Here is a 22793-nt window from a genome sequence, read left to right as displayed (position 1 = left end):
CCCGTGCGGTACGGGTGCCGCCCCTCGGCGGTGGGGTGCGCTGGTGCGCTAGATGAGCATGCTCAGCGGCAGGATCAGCGCTATCGCGACCACCGAGATGATCGTCTCCATCACCGACCAGGACTTCAGAGTCTGCCCGACGCTCATCCCGAAGTACTCCTTGACCAGCCAGAAGCCGGCGTCGTTGACGTGCGAGAGGAACAGCGAGCCGGCGCCGATCGCGAGCACCAGCAGGGCCGCGTGGGTCGAGGACATGTTCGCGGCGAGCGGGGAGACGATGCCGGCCGCGGTGATGGTGGCGACCGTCGCCGAGCCGGTGGCCAGGCGGATCAGCACCGCGATCAGCCAGCCCAGCAGCAGCGCGGAGATGTGCCACTCCGCGGACCAGTGGCTGACCATGTCGCCGACGCCCACGTCGATCAGGGTCTGCTTGAAGCCGCCGCCCGCGCCGACGATGAACACGATGCCGGCGATCGGGCCGAGCGCCTTGCCGACGGTGTCGGAGATCCGCGCCCGGTCGAAGCCGGCCGCCTTGCCGAGCGTCAGCATGCCGAGCAGGGTCGCGGCGAGCAGGGCGATCAGCGGGGAGCCGATGAAGTCGAGCACCCGCTGGCCGACCGCCTTCGGGTCGTCGATCACCACGTCGGCCAGGGCCTTGCCGAGCATCAGCACGACCGGCAGCAGGATGGTCGCCATGACCGCGCCGAAGGACGGGGTGTGCTCCCGTTCGGCCTTCTCCTCGGGGGTGACGGCGGCCGGGACCTCCAGCGGGCCGACCCAGCGCTCGGCGACCCGGGCGAACAGCGGACCGGCCACGATCAGGGTCGGGACGGCGATCAGCAGCCCGAGCGCCAGGGTGATGCCGAGGTCGGCCTTCAGGGCGTCGATGGCGACCAGCGGGCCCGGGTGCGGGGGCACCAGGCCGTGCAGCACCGACAGGCCGGCCAGCGCCGGGATGCCGACCCGCATCAGCGGCACGTTGCCGCGGCGGGCGACCAGCAGCACGATCGGGATCAGCAGGACGACGCCGACCTCGAAGAACAGCGGCAGGCCGAGTACGGCGGCGATCAGCGCCATCGCCCACGGCAGCGCCTTGTTGCCGGTCCGGGACAGCACGGTGTCCGCGATGATGTTGGCGCCGCCGGAGTCCGCGAGCAGCTTGCCGAGCATCGCGCCCAGGCCGATCAGCAGGCCGACGCTGGCCACGGTGGAGCCGAAGCCCGTGGAGAAGCTGCTCAGCAGCTTGTCGAAGGGGGCGCCCGCGACGGCGGCCAGCAGGCCGGAGCCGAGCGTGAGGGCGAGGAACGGGTGCAGCTTCAGCTTGGTGATCAGCAGGACGATCACGCCGATGCTGAGCAGCACCGCGATCAGCAGCTGCGAGTTGCTGCCGGTGTGCGGCAGGGCCGGTGGGGCGGCTGCCAGGAGGGTGGGGGAAAGGCTGCTCACGCGAGGTCTCCATTGACGGGCCGCAGCAGCGCCACGGCCATCTCGACGAGTTCTTCGGGGGACGGGCCCACGTCCAGGACCGCGCCGCGCTCGTCCGCGCCCAGGGCCTCCAAGGTGGCGTACTGGGATCCGAGCAGCGACGTCGGCATGAAGTGGCCGGAGCGGTGGGAGAGCCGGTCCTCGACCAGCTGGTGACCGCCGCTGAGGTGCAGGAAGAAGGCGTCCGGAGCGTCCGCGCGCAGGATGTCGCGGTAGCCGTGCTTCAGCGCCGAGCAGGTGACCACGCCGCCGGTGCCGGCTTCCGCACGCTCCCTGAGCCAGGCGCCGATGGCGCGCAGCCAGGGTTCGCGGTCCTGGTCGTCCAGCGGGATGCCGGCGGACATCTTGGCGATGTTGGCCGGCGGGTGGAACTCGTCCGCCTCGGCGAAGGGGAGATCGAGGCGGTCGGCCAGGAGGCGGGCCAGCGTGGTCTTGCCGACACCGGAGACACCCATCACCACGACGGTGAGGGGGACGTCCGGGACGGCTCGGTTCTCGACGTTGAGAGCCATGGGTGGTGCTCCTTCGTTGCAGGCCGCCACTATCGCTTCAAAGATATGACGTATTCAAGTAGCGGAAACCAAATCGTCATACTTTTACTGTGTGGGCTCGGTCGCAGTGCGCCCGGTGGCGGCGGAGGCGGCCGGGAGGCCTCGGGCCGGGGCGTCTACGCTGGGCGGATGGAGATCCAGGGGCTGCCCGGTCGGGTGCTTGACGAGCTCGGGCCGGCGATCGCGTCAGGGGAGATCCCCGAGGGCGCGGTACTGCGCGCGGAGGACCTGGAGGAGCGGTTCGGGGTGTCCCGGACGGTCGTCCGGGAGGCGGTGCGCGTCCTGGAGGGGATGCGCCTGGTGGCGTCCAGGCGGCGGGTCGGGATCACCGTCCAGCCGAAGTCGCTCTGGGACGTCTTCGACCCGATGGTGATCCGCTGGCGCCTGGCCGGTGCCGACCGGCCCGCCCAACTGCGCTCGCTCGGCTCGCTCCGGATGGCCGTCGAACCGGCCGCCGCCGCCCTCGCCGCGACCCACGCGACCGATGACGATCGACGCGAACTCAGCTCGCTGGCAGTGGAGTTGACGGTCTCCGCACGGGAGGCGGACCTCACCACCTTCCTCCGGCACGACATCGCCTTCCACGCCCTGGTCCTGCGCGCCTCCGGGAACGAGATGTTCGCCCACCTCGGGGACACCGTGGGAGCGGTGCTCACCGGACGGACCGAGTACCATCTGATGCCCCATCAGCCGGAGCCGTACGCGATCCGGCTGCACCGGGAGGTCGCCGACGCGATCTGCTCGGGCGACGCCGTCCACGCCGAGCAGGCGATGCGGACCATCGTCACGGGGGCCATGGAGGAGCTCAACCTCCAGTTGGGGTGAGCGGGCGCCACCGCCTGTCCGGATGACACGATTTGGCGGCAATTCAACGGATTCGGACGCATGGTCCGGGTTCCGCGGGGCAGAGTGAGGCAAGGGGGCGCGTTTCGTGTGCGCCCGCTTCCCGTACGCCACCGGATTCGCGCCTGGGGGTCGCCCGATGTCCGTGCCACGCCGCCGTCGCCGCCTGCCCGACGAGGTGCGCTCCGCCGCGGTCCGGGCGGTGCTCTGCCTGGCCTTCACCCTGGTGGGCGTGGTGGTCGCGACGCTGGCCTCGTACGCGGGCAGTTGGCTGATGACGCCCGCCCTGCTCGCGATGGGGCTCGGGGTGTTCGGCACGATGTGGTGCCTGCTGGAGATCCTGATCTCCCGCCAGGTCGCCGCCCAGCGGCTGCGCGGGCCGAACTCCGCCTCCCCGATGGCGGGCAGCCGGGTCGCACCCGAGCCACTGGCCGCCCGGCCGTTCCCCCGGGCCGGCGGGGCGGCGCCGCAGTACCCGCAGCAGTACCCGCAGCAGCAGCCCCAACAGCCGTACCAGCGCGGGGTGTCGACCGCTAGGGGACGACCCGGTAGTGGGTGGTGAGCCGGCCCGCGTCGTCCAGGACGTGGAAGGCGAGCATCGGCGGGTGGTCGAAGCTGATGCCGCGCCCGCCCTCGCAGGGCAGCGTGACGGTGGAGACCACCCCCGGCGCGACCAGCACCGGCAGGCCGGCGAAGGTGGTCGCGGCAGGGGTGTGGGAGTGTCCGCAGAGCAGCGCGGCCACCCGGGGGTGGCGGCGCAGCACCTGCGCCAGGCGGGCCTCGCCGAACTGGCGGATCCGGTCGATACTCGGGATGCAGAGCTCGACCGGCGGGTGGTGGAAGGCCACCAGCGCGGGCAACTCCTGGCGGCCTGAGGAGAGTCGGGCATCCAGCCAGTCGAGGGTGTCGTCCGCCAGCAGGCCGTCGTTCTGCTCGGGTATCGAGGAGTCGAGCATCAACACGTCGACACCGGGCAGCCGGTGCAGCCGGTTGACCGGATCCGTCGACGGCTCCTCGCCGAGCAGCACCTGGCGGTACGGCGCCCGGACGTCGTGGTTGCCGGGGCAGGTGAGCACCGGGTGCCGCGAGTCCAGCACTTCGACGACCTGCCGGTACTCCTCGGGCAGGCCGTGGTCGGCGAGGTCGCCGGTGACCAGCACCGCGTCCAGCGGGCCGGGCAGGGCGTCGAGGTAGGCCATCACCTGCTCGGCCCGCCGCCGGGCCCGCTTGCCGGCGTCCCGGCGGTGGACCTGGCCGAGGTGGATGTCACTGAGGTGCGCGATCGTCAACATGACGATCACGCTAGCTTCACTGCTGGGCGGGAACCTCCGGGGGGCGCTTGAACATCCGGGTGGCGGTGATCTCGCCGTGGATGGTCGGGCCGTCCGGGTCCTGCGGGGCGGGCAGGCCGGGGCGCAGGTGCTCCTCCACCGAGATGTACTTGAGGCCGGCCCGCAGGTCGGCGTCGTTGCGCAGCCGGATCACCAGCGGGAACTCGGCGAGCGCGGTGGTGTCGAACAGGCCGGTGGTGTAGATCAGCTGGACGCCGAGTGCGTCGGCCACGGCCCGCTGGAGCTCCAGCAGGTAGGTGGCGTTGGCGCGGCCGATCGGGTTGTCGAGGAACAGCGTGCCGGCGTGCCGCAGTTGGGACTGGCCGCGGTCGTTGGCGCGCAGCGCGGCCATCGTGCAGTAGAGCGCGATGGCCGCGGTGAGCAGCTGGCCGCCGGAGAAGACGTCGGACATCTGGCCGACGCTCACCCGCTCGGCGCGCAGCACCGCGTCGGGCTTGAGGATCTCGACGCTGACGCCCTTGGGGCCGATCGCGGCGGCGACACCGCGCAGCAGCAGGGACATGCCGTCGCGGCGCAGGTCGCTGTTCTTCCGGACGGCGGCGCGGGTGGCCTCGTCGATGACCTCGCCGAGGCGTTCGACCAGGGTGGCGTGGTCCGGGTCCTCGAAGCGGATCCGCAGGAACTCCTGGCCGGACCACTCCCCCAGGCCCTCGGGCAGCCGGGACAGCCGCTGGGCGGCGCGCAGGGTGGTGAGCGAGGACTCGACCAGTCCGCGCAGCCGGTCCACGATCGAACCGCGGTTCTTCTCCAGCTGGGTCAGCTCGTCGGTGAGCACCCGCAGTCGGGGGGCGAAGGCGGCGGCCCAGGCGGCGGCGTGCTCGGGCAGCGCGGAGGCCGGCAGTTCGCGGATCTGCTGGCGCGCGGGGGTGCGGACGGCCTCGTAGCGGGCGGCGTTGGCGTGCCGGACCAGTGCGTCGGAGGCGTCGCGGACGGCGAGTTCGGCCGAGGACAGCTCGCCGACGGCCGTCCGCAGGCCGCGGCGGGCGTCGGTGGAGGCGTTGCGGGCCTCGGGCAGCGAGCCGAGGTAGGGCTCGACCGGCTGGGCGTCGTCCTCCGGCTGCTCGCGCAGGCCGTCGCGCAGTTGGCCGGCCAGTTCGTCGAAGTCGGCGGCGGCGGACTGGGCGGTGTCGAAGGTGCGCAGGAGGTCGGCGTGGGCGGTGCGGGCGGCGTCCACGGCCTCGCGGCACTCGGCGAGCCGGCTGGTGGCGGTGCGCAGCAGAACCTGGGCGTGCTCGGGGTCGGTGGGCACCAGCTCCTCGGGCAGCTCGGTGTGCGCCTCGCCGTCTGCGGGAGCCGAGCGCTCGGCGTCGCCGCGCAGCCGGCCGAGCTGCTCGCTGGCGGCGGCCGAGCGGGCCTCGATGGTGGCGACCAGTTCCTCTGCGCGGGCGGCGGCGGCCTGGCGCGCCGGGCCGTCGGCGCCGTCGGGGCTGCCGAGGAGTTCCTCGGCGCGGGTGCGGACCTTGTTGGTGAGGCGGTCGAGTTCGGTCGCGGCGGCGGCCTCGTCGCCCTCGGCGCGGGCCTGTTCGGCGCGCAGGTCGGCGCCGACGCCGACCTTCTCGTACAGCTGGGAGGCGGCCCGGTAGGCCTCGCGCAGGGCGGGCAGCGCGGCGGGGGCACTCTGCTCGGCGGGCTCGTCGGCCTGCTCGGCGGCGGGGATCTCGGCGCGTTCGGCGCGCAGCGCGCGGACGGTGCGGCGGGCGTCGTCGGCGGCGCGCTGGGCGGCGCGGCGGTCTTCGTCGCAGGTGCGGGCTCGTTCGGCGCAGACGGCCTGGCGGCGGTCGCACTCGGCGGCGTCCTCGGCCAGTTCGCGCTGGCGGCGGGCCCAGGTGGCGCGCTCGCGCAGCCGGAAGGCGAGGCCGGAGAGGGCGTCGGCGCGGCGGCGGGCACGCTGGGCGGTCTCCCGGTGCTCCTCGTGGGCGGAGGCGGCGGCGGCGTGGTCGGTCTCGGCCTCGTCGTGGTCGGCGCGCAGGGTGGCCAGGGCGGCGGCGGCCTGCTCGGCGTGCTCGCGGGCGGCCTCGGCGGCGGCGGCGAGTTCGGCCAGGGTGCCGGGCGGGCAGCTGGCGTGCCAGGAGGCGAGGCGGGCGGCGAGGGCGCGGTCGGCGCCGAGGCGGCCGGCGAGTTCGCGGATGTGCTCCTCGCGGGCGGCGGCGCGGGCGCGCAGTTCGCGGCGCTCGCCGTCGGCGGCGGACTCGTCGTGCATGGCCGGGTTCGGCGGCACCAGGAAGAAGGCGGGCTCGTCGGTGATCGGGGCGACCAGCGAGGCGGCGGCACCGACCGCGACGGTGGAGCGCGGCAGCAGGGCGGCGGCCTGGAGGGCCTCCCGGGCGCGCTCCAGCGAGGCCGGGTCGGTGACGACCACGCCGTCGACCAGTTCGGGGCGGGCGGCGAGGATCGCCTCGTGGTCGGCCGGGTCGACGGACTGGGCAAGGTAGCGCCAGCCGGGCAGGGCGGGGATGCCGTGCTCGGCGAGGTACTCGACGGTGGCCAGCACGTCGGGGCCGGGCGGCAGCAGGCCGCCGTCGCCGAGTGCGGCGAGGATCCGGGAGTCGTCGGCGGCGGCGGTCCGGAGGTCGAACAGGGTGCGCTCGGCCGTGGCGATCGCCTCGTCCAGGAGTTCGCGCAGGTACTCGGCGTTGCGGTCGAGCACGGCGGGGGTGAGGAAGCCGGCGTCCTCCTCGGCACCCTCTTGGTAGGGGGTCAGGGAGAGCAGGTCGGCGAGCCGCTGCTCGGTGGCCAGCAGGGCGGCGGTGCGCTGCTCGGCGGCGAGCGCGCGGGCGGCGTCCTTGCGGGCGTCGCCGGCCCGTTCGGCGGCGAGTTCGGCGCGGGAGGTGGCGGCGGCGGCCTCGCGCAGCCGGGCGGCGCAGGCCTCGGCGGTGGTCCGGGCCTGGGTGAGGGCCGCGGCGGCGGCCTGCTCGACGTCGGCGGCGTGCAGGGCGGCGCGAGCCGGGTCCACGTCGCCGTCGGAGTCGATGAAGCCGGCCTCGACGGCGGCCTCGGTCTCCTGCTCGACCTCTGCGAGGCGCTGGCGGAGGTGTTCGGCCTCGCTGCGGGCCTTCTGGGCGGCGGTGGCGGCCTCGGTGGCGGCGGACTGCGCCTTGCCGCCGTCCTCCTGGAGCTCGCTCGCGCGCTGCTCCTCGGTGTCGGCGCGGGTCTCGGCGGCCGTGGCGGCGGCTTCCAGGGCGCGGGCGAGCGCGGCGGCGGCGCGGGCGCGGGCGGCGAGCGCGGGGGCGGCGTCGAGTTCGGCCTCGCGGATGGCGACGGCGACCCGGGCGACCCGGTCCGCGGCGGCGCGCTGGCGCAGCACGGCCTCGGCGGCCTGCCAGGCGGAGTGCAGGGTGCGGGCGTCGGTGAGTTCACGGCGCAGCGCGGCGGCCTCGGCGGTGGCGGCGGCGAGGCTCAGGGTGGCGTGCCGGTGGGTGAGTTCGTCGGCGATCAGGCTGTGCCGGGTGCGGTCGGCCTCGGCGGCGGTGACGGCGCTCGCGGCGGCGGCGACCTCGATGGCGAGGTCCTGGGCGCGGTCGCGCTCGGCGGCGGCGCGGGAGGTGAGGGCGTGGGCGAGGCGGCGGGCGCGGCGCTCGGCGGTGCGGTGGGCCTCGCGGACGGTCTCGCGGGCGGCGGTGGCCTCGACGATGCGTTCCAGCAGGTCGAGCGAGCCGGCGGTGAAGTCGCGTTCGGCGGTGAGTTCGGCGCGCAGGCCGAGCTTGGCGGCGAAGCCGTGGACGAGGTCGGCCAGGCCGTCGGTGTCCCGGGTGTCGGTGACGGCGCGCAGCAGCAGGTCGGTGAAGTCCTTGTCCTGCTTGACCGCGAAGAGGCCGGCCGCCTCGCCCTCGTCGGCGTTCATCTCGCGCTGGTAGCGGAAGAGTTCGGGGTCGAGGCCGAGTTCGCCGAGGTGTTCGGTCCAGCGGTCGTGGCCGTCCTCGAAGACCAGGTCGAGGTGGGGGTGGGCCTTGCCGGCCTCGGTGAGGGCGTCGCGGAAGCCCTTCATGGTGCGGCGGCGGCCGCGGGCCTTCTGGTCGCCGGCCAGGCTGATCCGTTCGGCGACCGGCAGCGAGTCGAGGGTGAGGCCGGGGCCGGGGCGGAAGGAGTACCAGGTCTCGGCGAACTTGCGGGGGTCGGAGGAGACCTGGCGGCCGCGCCACTCGCTGACCTTGCCGACCACGATGAGTTCGCCGGTGACGGTGTGCTGCCACTCCAGGGCGACGTGGCCGCAGTCGTCGGCGAGCAGGAACTTGCGCAGCACGCCGGAGCTGGCGCCGCCGAGGGTGTTGCGGTGACCGGGGAGCATCACCGAGAAGATCAGCTTGAGCAGGACGGACTTGCCACCGCCGTTCTCCAGGAAGAGCACGCCGGCCGGGGCCGGGCGGCGGACCGGGCCGTCGGCGTCCTCGCCGAACAGGCCGATCTGCTGCGGGGCCGGGTCGGCGACGGGCTCGCCGACACCGCGCAGGTCGAGCACCGTGTCGGCGTAGCGGGCGCCGGCCGGTCCGATCGAGTAGAGGCGGACCCGGTTGAGCTCGTACATGTGCGGCGGTTCTCCGTGCGTCTTATGGGGTTGTCAGAGCGATCAGATCAAAGCGATCAGTCAGAGCGATCAGAGCGAGTGGAACGGCAGGCCGGCGTCGGCGACCAGCTCGTCGCCGGTGTCCGGCGGCAGCAGGCTGGCGGTGCCGTCGGAGACCGGGACGATGCCGAGGTCGAGCAGTTCGGCCATCGCGGCGCTGCCGGCCAGGTCGCGGACCTGGAGCTGGTAGCGGGCGGTGGTGCGGTAGGTGCCGCCGGAGTCGTCGGAGACCTTCTGCAGGAAGCCGGAGTCCACCAGGAACATCACGGCCTTGGCCACGATGCCGATGGTGGAGCCGGAGAGCCGGCGGGCGTCCTTGGTGGCGCCGGTGGCGGTGCGCCGGGCCCAGACCCGCCAGGCCGCCTCCAGGCCGGGGGCGTCCGAGGCCGGGTCGGTGTTGGCGCCGTCGGCGTCGGCCTGCTCCTCCAGGCGGCGGCAGGCCTGGCGGACGAAGGAGTCGACACCGTTGACGGTGATCCGGCCGAGGTAGCCGTCGTCGGCGAGGTCCTCGGGGCGGGGGAAGGCCATCGCGGCGACGGCGAGGTGGGCCAGTCCGTGCAGGAAGCGGTCGGTGCTCTCGGAGGCGGCGCGGCGCGAGTAGTCGCCCATCCGGACGGCGAACAGCGACTCCTCGGCGGCGGCGACAGCCATGCCGGCCCGCGGCGAGACCTCCAGGACGACCAGGCCCATGCCGGTGGCGATGGCGTCGGCGAGGCGGGCGAACGGCGGGTCCTCGCGGTGGCGGCGGACGAGTTCGGCGTACTCGGCGTCGCGGGCGGGCAGCAGCTTGGCCTGGAGGCCGAAGGAGACCAGCCGGGCGGCGTCGGCGACGTCGGCCGGGGTGATCGGCGCGGGGGCCGCCGGTTCGGTCTCGGCCGCCCAGGACGTGTCGTGGTGGGTCGTCACGGGCGGTGCTCCTCAGGGGTGTTGCTGCTACGGAATGTCTGGTGGGGCGTCAACGTGGGTGTCCGGCCGGTCAGCCGGCGTCCTTGCGGTCGGCGGCCATGCCGACCGCGTCGAGCAGGGCGCTGCCGACGATCAGGTCGGCACCCCCGAACTCCCGGTCGCGCAGCGGGGTGCCGTCGTCCACGGCGAACAGCAGCCGCTCCTCGCCCTGGCGGTAGGCGGTGCCGACCGGCGGGCTGGCCGCGTGCACGGCCAGCAGGGCGACCAGGTACGGGAGTTCCGGGTCCTGCCGGCGGGCGTCGGCGAGCAGGCCGGAGAGCCGGCGGGGGGCGTCCGGGGGCAGGTCGAGCAGTTCCTGGGCGGCCTCCAGCTGGGCTTCGGAGAAGCGGCTGTCGTCCGGGGTGGCGACGAGGTCCGGGTCGGGGAGTTCGGCGCCGAGGTGCTCGCGCTCGACCGGCGGGGTGAGCAGCAGGTCGACCAGGTCGGCGACGCGGACCGAGACGGGCGTGCGCAGTCCGGCGCCGCGGGCGAAGAAGGCGCCGGTGGGGCGGACGGCCTGCTCTATCGGCAGCCTCAGCACGGGGGCGAGCAGCTGCCCGTAGAGGTCGATGCCGCTGCGGGTGCCGGGGGTGGCGAAGGCCTGGCGGTCCTGCTCGGCGCGGAACAACGGGCCGGCCTCCAGCAGCCGGGTCTGCAGCTGGGTGTGGCGGCGGATGCAGTCCTTGACGATGTCGACCAGTTCGGCGGCGCGGCGCTTGTGCTCCTGGTCCTCGGCCTCGTCGCGGGCCTTGCGGATGTTGGTGAGAATCGCGTTCTCGTGCCGGTACCGGTCGGCGATGTGGTCCAGCGCCTCGTCGATGAGGTCCGGGACGGCCTTCATCCAGTCGACCGCGCGGACGTTGCGGCGGGTGGCGTCGAGGGCGCGGCGCAGCGTCTCGGCGTACTGGACGGTGCGGTAGCGGGCCTGCTCGGCGGCGAGCTGGGCGTCGGCCAGGCGGCCTCGGCGGATCAGCACCTCCAGCTTGACCTCGGCGGCGATCTGGGCCGAGGTGACGTCGGTGTCCAGCGCGCCGACGAGGACGTTGACGGCCTCGTCGGTGGTGCGCAGGTAGACGCCGCCGTCGGGGCCGGGGACCTCCTCGATCAGCTTGAAGTCGTAGTCGCGGCGGACGTACTCGCCGTCGGCGCCGAAGGTGCCGTAGACGGCGCGGAAGCCTCGGTCCACGCTGCCGACGTTGATCAGCGACTCCAGCACCCAGCGGGCGACCCGCTCGTGCTCGGGGGCGTGCCGGTGCGGGGCCTGGGCGGCGACCCGGGGCAGCATCCGGGCGAGCACTATGTCGCGGTCGGCCCCGGTGTCGAAGTCCATGTGCAGGGTGACCAGGTCGATCGCGGCGAGGCCGACCTCGGCCATCGCGTAGCCGCCGTACTCGCCGGCCAGGTTGACCTTGCGGTTGTCCAGGTCGTGCAGCGGGGCGGTGCAGGCCAGCGCCTTGAGCCGACGGGCCAGGCCTTCGTCGGCGGCGGGGCCGGGCGCGGGCCGCGGGGCGGGCACGGCGGCGCCGGCGGCCGGGCGGAGGCCGGGCCCGGTGGGCGGGTCAGCGATGACGGTCACGGTGGACAAGATTAGAGGTTCGCACCGACATCGACCGAAACGGACCTTGCGGAGGGGCCGGACGGCAGGTCGGGTGGCGTGTCGGGGACGGATTCAGAACGTGGTTTCGACGGGATCGCGCCATTCCCGAACCGGTATTCGAGAAAACCGTGAGGGCGGTGCGCCCGACCGGTGATGATCGTCCCATGATCACCCGACCCGCCATGGCGGGCTTCGCCGCCGCCCTGTCCGTGACCGTCCTCAGCACCGGCGCCGCCGTGGCCGCGCCGGCCGGCCCGCCGTCGACCTCCGCCCAGCACGTCACCGTGTCGCAGAGCGGGAACTACCCCGGCGGCTTCTTCACCTCCGGCACCATGTCGGCGAGCTGGGTCTCGGCCGGCACCTCCGACCTGACCGGCCCGACGCACTTCACCGTCGACCTGCCGCCGGGCGTCACCACCGACGGCGCGATGTTCTACTCCACGCCGTACGACTACACCTTCACCGAGACCCTCTCCCCCGACGGCCGCCACCTGGAGGCCGTGCTCACCGGCACCCGAGTGGTCGGGAAGAGCGAGTTCATGAAGCTCAACCTCCGCACCACGGCCGGGGTTCCGATCGCCGGCGTGATCACGGTGACGGCCGCCAACCCGAACGACACCGACCCCACCGGGCACATCTCGCGGTACGACCTCGGCAGCCGGTCCTACCTGCCGGCGACCGTCCAGGCCGCACCGGCCGTCACCGGCCTCGACACCACCACCGGACCGGGCACGGGCGGCACCGCCGTGACCGTCAGCGGCAGTAACCTGTCGAGCGGCATGGTGCTGGTCGGCGGCGTCCCGGCCGCGGGCACCTGCACCGACACCGCCTGCACCGTGACCACGCCCGGCGGCTCCGGCAGCGCGCCGGTCAGCGTGGTGACCCCGGGCGGCACGGCGGCGGCGCCGGCCGCCTTCGACTACACCGGCGACCCGCCGCCGGCACCGCCCGCGCCGGTGGTGAGCAACCTGACCACCAAGAGCGGGCCGGTGGCCGGCGGGACCCAGGTGTACCTCCAGGGCACCGGCCTGACCTACGGCTCGGTCGCCTTCGGCGGGGTGCCGGCCGCGCACGTCTCCTGCGGGCCGTCCTTCTGCTCGGCAACGTCTCCGGCGGGCGCCGCGCCCGGGCCGGTGGACGTCACGGTCACCACGGCGGGCGGCACCAGCGCGCCGGTGACGTACACGTACACCGCGTAGCCCGGTTCCACCGAGCGGCCGCTGTTCCACCGATGCCCGGGGCCCTTCAGGCGCCCGGGCATCGGCGTGTCCGGGGCCGATCCGGAGACCATGTTGAACGCGTTCAAATACAGGGTCTAGAGTCGCTCTTGCGCAGACGGGACAAGGCCCGCCTGCACATTCGGCATGCGCGCGCCCGGCGCGCGCTGGAGGTGTGCGAGATGGACGGCGACCCCGCGGTCACCCTCCGGAAGACCCGGCGCTGGCTCCGGTTCTTCCTGGTCTGCCTGGTACTGAGCGGCCTGACCGCCTTCCCGCTGGAGACCGAGACCCGCTGGCTGGCCGAGTTCGCCGCGGGCCCGGCCGCCCCACTGACCGACCACGTCCCGGCCGTCGCCGCCTGGTTCGAGCGGGTCCACACCGGCATCGCCGAGACCAACCGGAACTACCCGTTCCTGGCCTACGGCACCGACTGGCTGGCCTTCGCCCACCTGGTGATCGGCGCCGCCTTCTGGGGACCGCTCAAGGACCCGGTCCGCAACATCTGGGTGATCCGCTGGGCGGTGCTCGCCTGCGGCGCGGTGATCCCGCTGGCGCTGATCTGCGGGCCGCTCCGCGGGATCCCGCTGGCCTGGCGATTCATCGACATGTCGTTCGGTGTCTTCGGCGTCATTCCACTGCTGATCGTGCTGCGGGCACTGCGTCCGCTGGAACGTTCCTTCCAGGAACGCCTTGCCGCGAACTGAGTCGGCGCTCCTGGGCGCCGCCCCGGGGCGTGTGGGCTTCGCACCCGCGCCGGTGGGCCCGTCGGCCGTCCGGGTCACGGCCGACGGGCTTCCTCGCCAGGCCCTACCATCTGGCTCAACAGCTGCTGGGAGGCGGACGGGCGTGGCCGATGCGGTGATCGATCTCAATGCGGACCTCGGTGAGGGGTTCGGGCGGTGGACCCTGACCGACGACGAGGCCCTGCTGTCCGTGGTGACCAGCGCGAACGTCGCCTGTGGCTTCCACGCCGGGGACCCGTCGACGATGCGCCGGGTCTGCGCACTGGCCGCCGAACGCGGCGTCCGGATCGGCGCCCAGGTCTCCTACCGCGACCTGGCGGGCTTCGGCCGCCGCGCGATGGACGTCCCGCCGGAGGAACTGGCCGACGAGATCGCCTACCAGATCGGCGCCCTCCAGGTCTTCGCCCGCGCGGCCGGCTCCCGGGTCTCCTACGTCAAGCCGCACGGCGCCCTCTACAACCGGGTGGTCACCGACTCCGAGCAGGCCGAGGCCGTGGTGGCCGGCGTGCTGCGGGCGGGCGCCGTCTGCGACGGGCCGCTGCCCGTCCTCGGACTGCCCGGCTCCCGGTTGCTCGCCGTCGCCGAGGGCGTCGGCCTGCCGGTGGTCACCGAGGCCTTCGCCGACCGCGCGTACACCTGGACCGGCACCCTCGTCCCGCGCCGCGAGCCCGACGCGGTGGTGCACGACCCCGGGTCGGTGATCACCCGCGCGGTCGGCATCGCCCGGGACGGCACGGTGGAGGCCGTCGGCGGCGACCGCATCGCCGTCGAGGCCCGCTCGCTCTGCGTCCACGGCGACACCCCCGGCGCCGCCCAGCTCGCCTGGCGGATCCGCGGCGCCCTGGCCACGGCCGGCGTCCGGGTCGAGGCCTTCACATGACGGCGGACGGGGGCCCCGGCCGCCGGGTGCGGCGGGTGGGCGAGCGGGCGCTGCTGGTCGAGCTACCGGGCACGGCCGAGGTCGCCGCGCTGTACGGGTGGCTGCGCGAACGGCAGGCCGCCGGGGAACTGGGTGGGGTCGACGAAGTCGTCCCCGCCGCCCGCACCGTGCTGCTGGACGGCGTCACGGACGCCCCCGCGCTGGCGGCGCTGCTGCGCACCGCCCGTCCGGCGGCCGCCACCGCGGCGAGCGGTCCGCTGCTGGAGGTCCCCACCGTCTACGACGGCGCCGACCTGGCGGAGCTCGCCGCGCTCTGGGGCGTCTCCGCGGAGGCCGCCGTACGGATCCACACCGAGCCCGAGTACGTGGTCGCCTTCTGCGGCTTCGCACCCGGCTTCGGCTACCTCACCGGGCTGCCGCCGCGCTACGAGGTGCCGCGCCGGGCCACCCCGCGCAGCGCCGTCCCGACCGGCTCGGTCGCCCTGGCCGGGCGGTACACCGGCGTCTACCCGAGCCCTTCCCCCGGTGGCTGGCGGCTGATCGGGCGGACGGCACTGGCCCTCTGGGACCCGGCCCGCGAACCGGCGGCGCTGCTGGCGCCGGGGGCGCGGGTGCGGTTCACCGCGGAACGGGCGTAGCCGCTGCCGGGCAGCGGGGGTGAGGACGTCGCCGCGGTGGAGGCCCCAAGTGGAAGTCCCGGTGCAGCAGCCGTTCCTCAGCCCGCGCCCAGCGCCGCGGCGGCCGCCGCGGCGAAGCCGTCCGGGTTGTCCAGCATGATGTTGTGCCCGCAGTCCGGCACCTCCACCACCCGTACCCCCGCCGCGCGCAGCCCGTCGGCACCGGCGGGCGCGTCCGCCTCCGGGTGGAGGAAGGTGCGCGGCAGGTCCAGCCCGAGCAATAGTTCGCGCATGGTCGGTTCGCTCCCCCGGGCGAGGTGCACGGCGCTGCGGTGCAGGGCCTCCGGGCCGGCCAACCGCATGGTGGACCACCAGAACGGGCCGACCCGCTCGGCGACCTCGGCCCGCCCACCCGCCAGGAACTCCGCCTCGGAGTAGGTCGCGATCCCGCTGCTGCCGATCCGCTCGCGGTCGGGCGCGATGGGGTCGAGGTTGGCGTCGACCAGGACCAGCCGCGCGACCAGCCCGGGGTGCCGGTGCGCCAGGACGATCGCGATCGCGCCGCCCATGCTGTGGGCGACCACCTCGACCCGCTCCGGGCCGGCCGCGGCGACGGCGGCGGCGACCGCGTCGGCGTGCGCCTCCAGGGTGTACTCGAAGTCGGCCGGGCGGTCGCTGATCCCGAAGCCGAGGAAGTCGAGCAGCAGCGAGCGGTGCCCGCTGAGCAGCGGATGGGCGGCGGCGGCCGCGAAGTAGACGGGCGAACTCGCGCCGAGCCCGTGGAGGTAGAGCCGGGCGGGTTCGGCGCCGGGCAGCTCGACCCAGCGGATCCGGTCGCCGTTCGGGGTGACGGGGGTCTCGCGCACGCGCACACGCTCCTGTGTCGGTGGGAAGCTGTCGAGGCCAGACCATACATCGGCTTCGAGGTATAACGGAACCGATATACCGGCGCCCCGGGACACGGGTCCGGAAGAGCTGGAAGAGTGAGCCCATGCTGAAACTCGCGATCCTCGGGTTCCTGTACGACCGGCCGCTGCACGGCTACCAGCTGCGCCGCCACCTCGCCGCCCTCACCGGCCACATCCGCCCGATCAGCGACGGCTCGCTCTACCCCGCGATCAAGCGTCTGGAGGCCGACGGCCTACTGGTCCGCGAGACCGAGCCCGGCAGCGCCGCCGCGCCCCGGCACACCCTGCACCTCACCGCGGCCGGCCGCACCGCCCTGCTCGAACGGCTGCGCGAGCCCGAGCCGCTGGACATCAGCGACGGCAACCGCTGGACCACGGTGGTCTCCTTCCTGCGCCACCTCGACGACCCGGCCGCCCAGGCCGCCGTGCTCCGCCGCCGGCTGGACTTCCTCACCGAGCCCGCCAGCTTCTTCTACGAGGACGACCGCCCGCGCAGCGCCGAGGAGTTCACCGACCCGTTCCGGCGCGGCCTGCTGCTGACCGCCCGCGCCACGACCGAGGCCGAACTCACCTGGCTGCGCGCCGCCCTGGCCGAACTGGAGGGCCCGCAGGGCGACTGACGGACCGTCCGGCGGCTGACCGAAAGCCGTCCGCTCTCCCTTCCCTCCCCGTCCGGCCCGTGCTCCGATGAGGCCCATGGGCAACGACACGCACATGAGCGACGAGCGACGCGAGGGCTACCACGGAACGGGCACCGGTGCGATCACCCCGGACGGCTGCGCGGTCGAGGTGTGGACCCGCCTCCCGGTGGGCGACGCACCCGACGTGATCGAGGCCGCGGTGCCGCCGGGCGCCCGCATCCTCGAACTGGGCTGCGGCGTCGGCCGGATGACCCACCCGCTGGTCGAGCGCGGCTTCGCCGTGACGGCCGTGGACGAGTCCGCCGAGATGCTGGCCCGGGTCCGGTCGGACGTCCGCACGGTGTGCAGCCCGATCGAGCGGCTGGACCTCGGCGAGCGCTTCGACGTCGTCATGCTCGCCTCCTTCCTGGTGCACGCCGGCGACCCGGCGGTCCGCCAGGGCCTGCTGGAGACCTGCCGCCGCCACGTCGCCGAGGACGGCTGCGTGCTGGTGCAGCGCGAGGGGGAGGACTGGCACCGCAACGTGCCGCGGGAGAGCCGGATCGCCGGGACGGAGGGGGTGGCCCGGATCCTGTCCGCGACACCGGTCGGTACCGGGGTGAATTCGGTCCACGCCGAGTACGTCTTCCCGGACGGCATCTGGACCCAGACCTTCCTGTCCCGTCCGCTCACCGCGGCGGCCTTCGAACAGGCCCTGGCAGAAGCCGGTCTGCGGGTCGAGGAGTACCTCACGGAGGATCGCACCTGGGTCCTGGCCCGGCCGGCCGGCTAGCACCGGTCCGCGCGGGACGGGACGGCCCAGGTGCGCAAAGCACGGCTAAAGGGTGAACAAAGAGTTGTCACCTCCACCCCGTACCATCGGCCGCGCGCCGGGCCCGTGCGCGGCCGCGGGCCGCGCGGGTCGCGGTCGTCCGCACGCCCGCTCCGACCCGCAAGGACCCGCCCATGCCGCACCAGCACCACACCCGCCTGATACCCCTGGCGGGTGTTCGGTGATCGACTGGTTCCACGGGGCCGTTCTCGGCCTGATCCAGGGGCTCACCGAGTTCCTGCCCGTCTCCTCCAGCGCCCATCTGCGGGTGTTCTCCGCCCTGTTGGGCTGGGACGACCCGGGGGCGGCGTTCACCGCCGTCACCCAGCTCGGCACCGAGACCGCGGTGCTGATCTACTTCCGCCGGGACATCGCCTCGATCGTCCGGACCTGGGTGCTGTCGCTGTTCCGCCCGGCGCTGCGCTCCGATCCGGACGCCCGGACGGGCTGGTTCGTGATCATCGGCACCCTGCCGATCGGCATCCTCGGCAAGCTGTTCCAGGACTCCATCGAGACCCATCTGCGCGATCTGCGGATCATCGGCACCACGCTGATCGTCTTCGGCCTGGTGCTGGCCCTCGCCGACCGCACCCGGGCCGTCCGCCACGCCCGTCCGATCACCGACCTGACCCTGCCGCACGCGGCCGCCTACGGCTTCGCCCAGGCGCTGGCGCTGATCCCGGGCGTCTCCCGCTCCGGCGGCACGATCAGCGCGGGCCTGCTGCTCGGCTACAGCCGGGAGGCGGCGGCCCGGTACTCGTTCCTGCTCGCGATCCCGGCGGTGCTCGCCTCGGGCACGCTGGAACTGTTCAAGATCGGCGAGGGACCGGCCCCGGCCTGGGGGCCGACGATCCTGGCCACCCTGATCGCCTTCGCGGTCGGCTACGCGGCGATCGCGTGGTTCCTCAAGTACATCTCGAGCAACAGTTTCCTCCCGTTCGTGGTGTACCGGGTGCTGCTCGGCGTGCTGATCATCGGTCTGGTGGCGGGCGGCGTGCTGGCCCCGGACGCGGGCCCGGTCAAGTAGAACCGCGTTCCACCAAGCCCTCGACCGAAAACCGAACGCAGCGGGCGCCGACGCAAAGCAGCGGGCCCCGACGCAAAGCAGCGGGCCCCGACGCAAAGCAGTGGGCCCCGACGCAAAGCAGTGGGCCGGGACACCGTCGAGGTGTCCCGGCCCACCGAACGTCGGGTCCGTCCAAGGCCTGTCTTCAAACTCCCGTCGTCCGCCCGGAGGGCGGGCGGGGCGGCGTTCGGGGTGCGCGCATCGCAAGGCGGAGGTGGGGCACCTCCCGGCCGGAGGCTGGGGGCGGAGCCCAGTGCAGCGCATCGGCGACCGACGCCCTAGCGCCCGAACTCCCGGGCTGCGGTCAGTCGGCCGCGTACGGCGGCATGGACCTCGGCCTCCTCGGCCGGGTCCGCGGCGAGCCTTCGCAGCCGCTCCAGCACACGCGCGTCGCCGGTGGTGGCGACATGGCGCGCGGCGAGCTCGCGCGTGGACTCCTCGCAGTCCCAGAGGCACTCGACGGCGGGCCCCTCGGGGAAGTGCACATCGGTGGCGGCGAGCGCCCGGGCGGCGCGGCCGCGCAGTTCGGAGGAGCCGGCCTCGCCGTAGATGTGGCGCAGGACCGGGACGGCGTCGGCGGCGGCCAGCCGCCCCGCACCGTCGACCAGCGATCCCAGCCCCGTACCGCTGACCCCGCGCACCGAGATCCAGCGGCGCAGTCCGGCGACCACCAGCGGCGCGTCGGCCGGCTCCCCGGCGTCGGCGAGCAGCCGTACCGCGGTCTCGCCGAGCGCGCTGTCGGCTCCCCCGCTGGCCGGGTCGGCCCAGCGGCGGGCCTGCGCCAGCACCTCGGGGCCGCGCATCCGTCCGAGCAGTTCCAGAGCTGCCCGGACGATCCGGTCGTCCACGTCAGCTGCAGCGGCCTCGATCAGCTCGATGGCGGCCGGGTCGCGCTGGTCCACCAGGTAGCGCAGGGCGGCCCGCCGGGCGCCGGGCAGGCCGTCGCGGGCCGCCTCCAGCAGGGCGGGACGGTCCTCAGGCCGGACCACGGCGGTCAGACAGCGGGCGGCCGCGGCGGCGCGGCGGTCCACGGCGTCGGGGCCTGAGCGGTCCTCGTCGGCGCGCACCGGCTCGGGCCGGCCCAGGAAGGCGGCGGCGCCGAGGTCGCCCAGACTGCCCTGGTCGGCCCAGGCCAGCACGTCGGCGGTGGACCAGCCGGGGGTGACGCCGCCGCGGTTGAGCTGGCGCTGCCACAGGTCGAAGGGGGACTGCTCGCTGGCCGCGGCCACCCTCGGGTGGTAGGCCGCCCAGAGCCGCCAGGGCCTGGGCTCGTAGGCGTTGCGGATGAACTCGCGCAGCTCGGCGTCGCCCTCGGGGCCCGGTGCGAAGCGGTCCAGCACGGCGGTGCCGAGCAGCAGCAGGCCGCGGTCGTCGTCGCGCAGGGCGAGTTCGTCCAGGGCCCAGGCCCAGTTGGCGCCGGTGGCGGCGTACTCGCGCAGCATCAGCAGCGCGTCGCGCCGGCCGTACGCGGCGAGGTGTCCCAGGACGGAGAGGGCGAGGCCGGTGCGGCTCTCGTCATCGCTGACGAGGTCCTCGGCGGAGTGGAGGTGGTCCTCGATGCCGTCGAGGGAGGCCTCCAGCTCCATGTAGAGGCGGGCGTAGTAGAGGGAGCGGCTCTCGACCTGCCAGTCGGCCCGCGGATCCCTGGTGACGCATTCCTCCAGCGCGGCGATGGCCTCGGCACGGTCGGCGGCCAGCGCGTGGAGCTGCCCGTCACCACGGCCTCGCTGAAGGAGGCCTAGGAGGCTGGCACTAGGTGCTATCACTGGCTCGAACATGAGGTCAGCATCCGTTGCGGCGGTCGTAGTGGCAACGGGATTTCCGTCGCCGGGGTCTCTGGTCGGTACTGCGGTGGGCGCCCGGGCGCCGGAATCACCGAAGGTTACCGCCTCGGACCCGCTTCCGCACACAGGGCGACGAAGGCGGCTGCCACAGTGGCATATGCCAGGGGAATTTTGCCTGCGTTCTGTCCAAATCGCCCACACCGGTGAGAACGCTGTGCGACAGTCTTCTCACCACCCCGACGCCCCGCGCACGGCGGGCCACACTCAGCGATGGACCCGTCATGAACATGCCCTTAGGCACCGCCCGCCCGCCGGACACCGCCACGGTGGACGGTGTCCCGGCGGGCGCGGACGGCTCCGACACGGAGCGCTCCGCAGGCCCCACGGGCAGGGCGGCCCGCACCCGCGGCGCAGCGGGCGACGGCGCCGCGGACGGCTCCGACCGCGGAACGGACGGCAGAGTGGACGGCACGGCGCAGGAACCGTCCGGCCCCTACCTCGGCAACGGAGACACCGGCGGCACGGCCGGGGACGGACTCGTCGGCTCGGCCGAGTGGGACCTGCTGACCGACGGCGTCCGCTGGGACGCCGAGACCTACCTCCTCCTCGGCTGCGACCCGGACCACGGCCCGCTCAGCCTCGACCGGCTGCCCGACCGCCTCCCCGAGGCGGACCGGCCGCTGCTGCGCCGGATGATGACCGACGCCCTGGTGCACGGCCGCCCGGCCGCCGGAACCCTGCGGATCCGCCGCCCCTGCGGACGGCACGACGACGTCGAGTGCGCGGGCGAACCCGTGCTCGGCACGGACGGGACCGTCACCGCGCTGCGCATGCTGCTCCGGCGGGCCTGAACCCGGATCCCCATCCGCGTTCCACCGGCCGGGAACCGCCCGGCCGACAGCTTCCCGGCCGTCTCCGGACCGACCGCCTCCGGACCGATCATCTCGGCCCGACCGCCTCCGGCCCGATCATCTCGGCCCGACCGCCTCCGGCCCGATCATCTCGGCCCGACCGCCTCCCGACCGGCTGCCCGTCTCACGACGGCCGCGGCCGGTTCTTGGCGTCCGCCGCCCGCAGCTCCCGGCCGAGCTGCGCCCGCAGCTCGTCCACCACCGGCAGCCCCCGGTAGCGGGCAGTCAGCCGGTACATCTCGCGCAGCCGGTCCCAGGTCCGGTGCGAGGAGTTCTGGCCGATCAGGTTCATCACCATCTTGGCCTGGAACTCCGCCGCGTCCGGCTCCCCGGTGATCCAGTGCACCGAGGCCAGGGTGATCCGGTCGAACAGCGCCGAGCGCAGTTGCCCGGTCCCCTCCCGGAGGGCGATCACCCGCTCCGCGTGCCGCCGCGCCTGCGGGGCCGCCGCCGGGTCGTGCTCGGCCAGGGTGCGCAGCACCAGGGCCTGCATGCCGCGCAGTTCGGCCTCGTCGAAGACCTGCATCCAGGACGGCGGCGGCTCCGGCGCGTCCTCGGTGAACAGCTCCTCCGCCTCGCCGAGCAGCCGGTAGGTGTCCTGGGAGTGCCCGATCGAGGCGCGCGCCCAGGCCTCCACCGTGTTGAACATCGCCCGCGTTCTGGGCAGCAGCAGGCCGCCGCCCGCCTTGGCCGCCGACATCAGCTCGATCGCCTCGTCGGCCCGGCCCAGGTGCACCATCTGCCGGGCGGCCCGGGAGATCGCCTCCCCGGCCCGCGGGCGGTCGCCGGCCTCCTTGGCCGCCTCGGCCGCCATCATGAAGTACTTCTGGGCGGTGGGCTCCAGGCCCACGTCGTGCGACATCCAGCCGGCCAGCACCGACAGGTTGGCCGCGACCAGCCACAGCCGCTGCTCCACCGCCGGAGCGTGGCGGTGCGTCAACAGTCCGCCGACCTCGTTGAGTTGGCCGACCACCGCCTTGCGCTGCAGCCCGCCGCCGCGGGCCGCGTCCCAGGCCCGGAACACCTGCACCGAGCGCTCCAGCGACTCCACCTCGTCGAGCCCCACCGGGCCCGCGTCGTACACGTCGACCACCGGGCGCGCGGCGCTCCCGGTGACCAGCTGGCGCGGTCCGGGCACCGAGGCCGCGTACGCGACCGCGTCCCCGCCCAACCAGCCCTTCAGCGAGTCGGCGACGACCGCCCCGGCCGTGAGCGCGGCTCCGGCGCCCACCAATCCACGTCGGTTCAGCATGAGGTCCATTCCCGTGAACTCGGTGAGGACCGCGGCTGTTCGATCCGGCGACCACGGGACTGCTGCGGACGGCTCCGCTCCGGACCTGGTGGGCCGGTGTCGTTCCAGACCGAGGTCCTCAGTGGTGACGACACGTCCGAGCCGCTCCGTGAACACGGCTGCCAGCACCCTCGGCACCGGATCGCGCGGGATCTCCCCCTGCTCGATCCACCGCCGTACCCTCGACGTGTCGGTGGACAGCTGCTGCTGCCCCAGCGCGGCACCCCGACGGTTGACCAGCCGGGCCAGTTCGCCCTTGGACCATCCGGTCAGGACGAACAGATCGGCGAGTCGGGTGTTGGGTTCCCTGCTCAAATGAAGCCCCCAGGTTCCTCGGCACCTCCGAGGCTAGAGGCTCGGGCAAGTGCCAGGCGAGCATTCGCCACCGTTCGCCAGGGCCCGCCAGACTACAAAGCCAGTGCCCGACGGGTGTGTTGTAGGGATGCGCCACCTCGCCCCTCGGGTCGGGCGGCGTCCCACCAGCGTCGGGGCACTCCCCCGACCGTGGCACGGGGCGCTCCCGGTCTTCACCCGAGGGGGTGGCGCGGCCGGGTGGCGCGGGGGCGCCGGGCACGGCCACGGCAGCC

Annotated in this window: 19 protein-coding genes; 10 read left to right on the top strand and 9 right to left on the bottom strand. The window is 74.2% G+C overall.

The window, feature by feature from the left end; all coding sequences use genetic code 11:
* Window positions 1–48: 48 nt before the first annotated feature.
* The gene (locus ACFWIS_RS23830; protein WP_380456715.1) at window positions 49–1446 is read right to left on the bottom strand and encodes a GntP family permease; all 1398 of its coding nucleotides are present in this window, start codon (window positions 1444–1446) and stop codon (window positions 49–51) included.
* A complete protein-coding gene (locus ACFWIS_RS23825; protein WP_380456717.1) occupies window positions 1443–1997 on the bottom strand; it encodes a gluconokinase in 555 nt (184 codons plus the stop codon). Before ACFWIS_RS23825 ends, ACFWIS_RS23830 begins: the two co-directional genes overlap by 4 nt.
* A gap of 168 nt (window positions 1998–2165) precedes the next feature.
* Between ACFWIS_RS23825 and ACFWIS_RS23820 the strand changes: the two genes are divergently transcribed.
* Entirely contained in the window at window positions 2166–2861 is a 696-nt protein-coding gene (locus ACFWIS_RS23820; RefSeq protein WP_380456719.1) for a FadR/GntR family transcriptional regulator, read from the top strand.
* A 157-nt stretch (window positions 2862–3018) separates the two neighbouring features.
* Window positions 3019–3441 (top strand): hypothetical protein, encoded by a 423-nt coding sequence (locus ACFWIS_RS23815; protein ID WP_380456721.1) that lies wholly within the window; start codon window positions 3019–3021, stop codon window positions 3439–3441.
* Here ACFWIS_RS23815 and ACFWIS_RS23810 read toward each other — a convergent pair.
* The 4 genes from ACFWIS_RS23810 to ACFWIS_RS23795 all read right to left on the bottom strand — a co-directional run bounded on the left by ACFWIS_RS23810 (window position 3413) and on the right by ACFWIS_RS23795 (window position 11304).
* Window positions 3413–4171 (bottom strand): metallophosphoesterase, encoded by a 759-nt coding sequence (locus ACFWIS_RS23810; protein WP_380456723.1) that lies wholly within the window; start codon window positions 4169–4171, stop codon window positions 3413–3415. The genes ACFWIS_RS23815 and ACFWIS_RS23810 overlap by 29 nt on opposite strands.
* Before the next feature lie 16 nt (window positions 4172–4187).
* On the bottom strand, window positions 4188–8753 hold the full coding sequence (locus ACFWIS_RS23805) for a hypothetical protein (RefSeq protein WP_380456725.1): 4566 nt from the start codon (window positions 8751–8753) through the stop codon (window positions 4188–4190).
* 69 nt (window positions 8754–8822) lie between these two features.
* A complete protein-coding gene (locus tag ACFWIS_RS23800; RefSeq protein WP_380456727.1) occupies window positions 8823–9698 on the bottom strand; it encodes a hypothetical protein in 876 nt (291 codons plus the stop codon).
* 70 nt (window positions 9699–9768) lie between these two features.
* Complete coding sequence (locus ACFWIS_RS23795; RefSeq protein ID WP_380456812.1) at window positions 9769–11304, bottom strand: hypothetical protein; 1536 nt, start codon at window positions 11302–11304, stop codon at window positions 9769–9771.
* A 194-nt stretch (window positions 11305–11498) separates the two neighbouring features.
* Between ACFWIS_RS23795 and ACFWIS_RS23790 the strand changes: the two genes are divergently transcribed.
* The 4 genes from ACFWIS_RS23790 to pxpB all read left to right on the top strand — a co-directional run bounded on the left by ACFWIS_RS23790 (window position 11499) and on the right by pxpB (window position 14815).
* Window positions 11499–12533 carry an IPT/TIG domain-containing protein gene (locus ACFWIS_RS23790; protein WP_380456729.1) on the top strand — a complete coding sequence of 345 codons (1035 nt, stop codon included), beginning with the start codon at window positions 11499–11501 and terminating at the stop codon, window positions 12531–12533.
* Between the two features lie 200 nt (window positions 12534–12733).
* Window positions 12734–13258, top strand: coding sequence for a hypothetical protein (locus tag ACFWIS_RS23785; protein WP_380456731.1), 525 nt, complete (start codon window positions 12734–12736; stop codon window positions 13256–13258).
* A gap of 142 nt (window positions 13259–13400) precedes the next feature.
* The gene (locus ACFWIS_RS23780) at window positions 13401–14177 is read left to right on the top strand and encodes a LamB/YcsF family protein (protein WP_380456733.1); all 777 of its coding nucleotides are present in this window, start codon (window positions 13401–13403) and stop codon (window positions 14175–14177) included.
* On the top strand, window positions 14174–14815 hold the full coding sequence (gene pxpB / locus ACFWIS_RS23775; RefSeq protein WP_380456735.1) for a 5-oxoprolinase subunit PxpB: 642 nt from the start codon (window positions 14174–14176) through the stop codon (window positions 14813–14815). The genes ACFWIS_RS23780 and pxpB overlap by 4 nt, the downstream gene beginning before the upstream one ends.
* Window positions 14816–14892: 77 nt before the next feature.
* Here pxpB and ACFWIS_RS23770 read toward each other — a convergent pair whose 3' ends face one another.
* A complete protein-coding gene (locus ACFWIS_RS23770; protein WP_380456737.1) occupies window positions 14893–15660 on the bottom strand; it encodes an alpha/beta fold hydrolase in 768 nt (255 codons plus the stop codon).
* 125 nt (window positions 15661–15785) lie between these two features.
* Here ACFWIS_RS23770 and ACFWIS_RS23765 point away from each other — a divergent pair, with 125 nt between their 5' ends.
* The 3 genes from ACFWIS_RS23765 to ACFWIS_RS23755 all read left to right on the top strand — a co-directional run bounded on the left by ACFWIS_RS23765 (window position 15786) and on the right by ACFWIS_RS23755 (window position 18181).
* Window positions 15786–16322, top strand: a complete 537-nt coding sequence (locus tag ACFWIS_RS23765; protein ID WP_380456739.1) for a PadR family transcriptional regulator — start codon at window positions 15786–15788, stop codon at window positions 16320–16322.
* Between the two features lie 94 nt (window positions 16323–16416).
* On the top strand, window positions 16417–17115 hold the full coding sequence (locus ACFWIS_RS23760; RefSeq protein ID WP_380456814.1) for a class I SAM-dependent methyltransferase: 699 nt from the start codon (window positions 16417–16419) through the stop codon (window positions 17113–17115).
* 223 nt (window positions 17116–17338) lie between these two features.
* Entirely contained in the window at window positions 17339–18181 is an 843-nt protein-coding gene (locus ACFWIS_RS23755; RefSeq protein WP_380456816.1) for an undecaprenyl-diphosphate phosphatase, read from the top strand.
* Window positions 18182–18498: 317 nt separating this feature from the next.
* Here ACFWIS_RS23755 and ACFWIS_RS23750 read toward each other — a convergent pair whose 3' ends face one another.
* Window positions 18499–19998, bottom strand: a complete 1500-nt coding sequence (locus tag ACFWIS_RS23750) for a HEAT repeat domain-containing protein (RefSeq protein WP_380456741.1) — start codon at window positions 19996–19998, stop codon at window positions 18499–18501.
* A 287-nt stretch (window positions 19999–20285) separates the two neighbouring features.
* Here ACFWIS_RS23750 and ACFWIS_RS23745 point away from each other — a divergent pair, with 287 nt between their 5' ends.
* Window positions 20286–20855 (top strand): hypothetical protein, encoded by a 570-nt coding sequence (locus tag ACFWIS_RS23745; protein WP_380456743.1) that lies wholly within the window; start codon window positions 20286–20288, stop codon window positions 20853–20855.
* 184 nt (window positions 20856–21039) lie between these two features.
* Here ACFWIS_RS23745 and ACFWIS_RS23740 read toward each other — a convergent pair whose 3' ends face one another.
* The gene (locus ACFWIS_RS23740) at window positions 21040–22521 is read right to left on the bottom strand and encodes a hypothetical protein (protein ID WP_380456744.1); all 1482 of its coding nucleotides are present in this window, start codon (window positions 22519–22521) and stop codon (window positions 21040–21042) included.
* Window positions 22522–22793 lie beyond the last annotated feature (272 nt).

The sequence above is a fragment of the Kitasatospora sp. NPDC127060 genome (assembly GCF_042724935.1).
Taxonomy (GTDB): domain Bacteria; phylum Actinomycetota; class Actinomycetes; order Streptomycetales; family Streptomycetaceae; genus Kitasatospora.
Note: the sequence above shows the minus strand (reverse complement) of the source record. Positions and strands in the feature narration are given on the sequence as shown.

Bases quoted from the DNA above. Each gene is read 5' to 3' on its own strand.
- ACFWIS_RS23825 (WP_380456717.1), bottom strand. From the start codon at position 1,997: ATGGCTCTCAACGTCGAGAACCGAGCCGTCCCGGACGTCCCCCTCACC.
- ACFWIS_RS23810 (WP_380456723.1), bottom strand. From the start codon at position 4,171: ATGTTGACGATCGCGCACCTCAGTGACATCCACCTCGGCCAGGTCCAC.
- ACFWIS_RS23745 (WP_380456743.1), top strand. From the start codon at position 20,286: ATGAACATGCCCTTAGGCACCGCCCGCCCGCCGGACACCGCCACGGTG.
- ACFWIS_RS23820 (WP_380456719.1), top strand. From the start codon at position 2,166: ATGGAGATCCAGGGGCTGCCCGGTCGGGTGCTTGACGAGCTCGGGCCG.
- ACFWIS_RS23815 (WP_380456721.1), top strand. From the start codon at position 3,019: ATGTCCGTGCCACGCCGCCGTCGCCGCCTGCCCGACGAGGTGCGCTCC.
- pxpB (WP_380456735.1), top strand. From the start codon at position 14,174: ATGACGGCGGACGGGGGCCCCGGCCGCCGGGTGCGGCGGGTGGGCGAG.
- ACFWIS_RS23785 (WP_380456731.1), top strand. From the start codon at position 12,734: ATGGACGGCGACCCCGCGGTCACCCTCCGGAAGACCCGGCGCTGGCTC.
- ACFWIS_RS23805 (WP_380456725.1), bottom strand. From the start codon at position 8,753: ATGTACGAGCTCAACCGGGTCCGCCTCTACTCGATCGGACCGGCCGGC.
- ACFWIS_RS23765 (WP_380456739.1), top strand. From the start codon at position 15,786: ATGCTGAAACTCGCGATCCTCGGGTTCCTGTACGACCGGCCGCTGCAC.
- ACFWIS_RS23790 (WP_380456729.1), top strand. From the start codon at position 11,499: ATGATCACCCGACCCGCCATGGCGGGCTTCGCCGCCGCCCTGTCCGTG.
- ACFWIS_RS23750 (WP_380456741.1), bottom strand. From the start codon at position 19,998: ATGTTCGAGCCAGTGATAGCACCTAGTGCCAGCCTCCTAGGCCTCCTT.
- ACFWIS_RS23760 (WP_380456814.1), top strand. From the start codon at position 16,417: ATGAGCGACGAGCGACGCGAGGGCTACCACGGAACGGGCACCGGTGCG.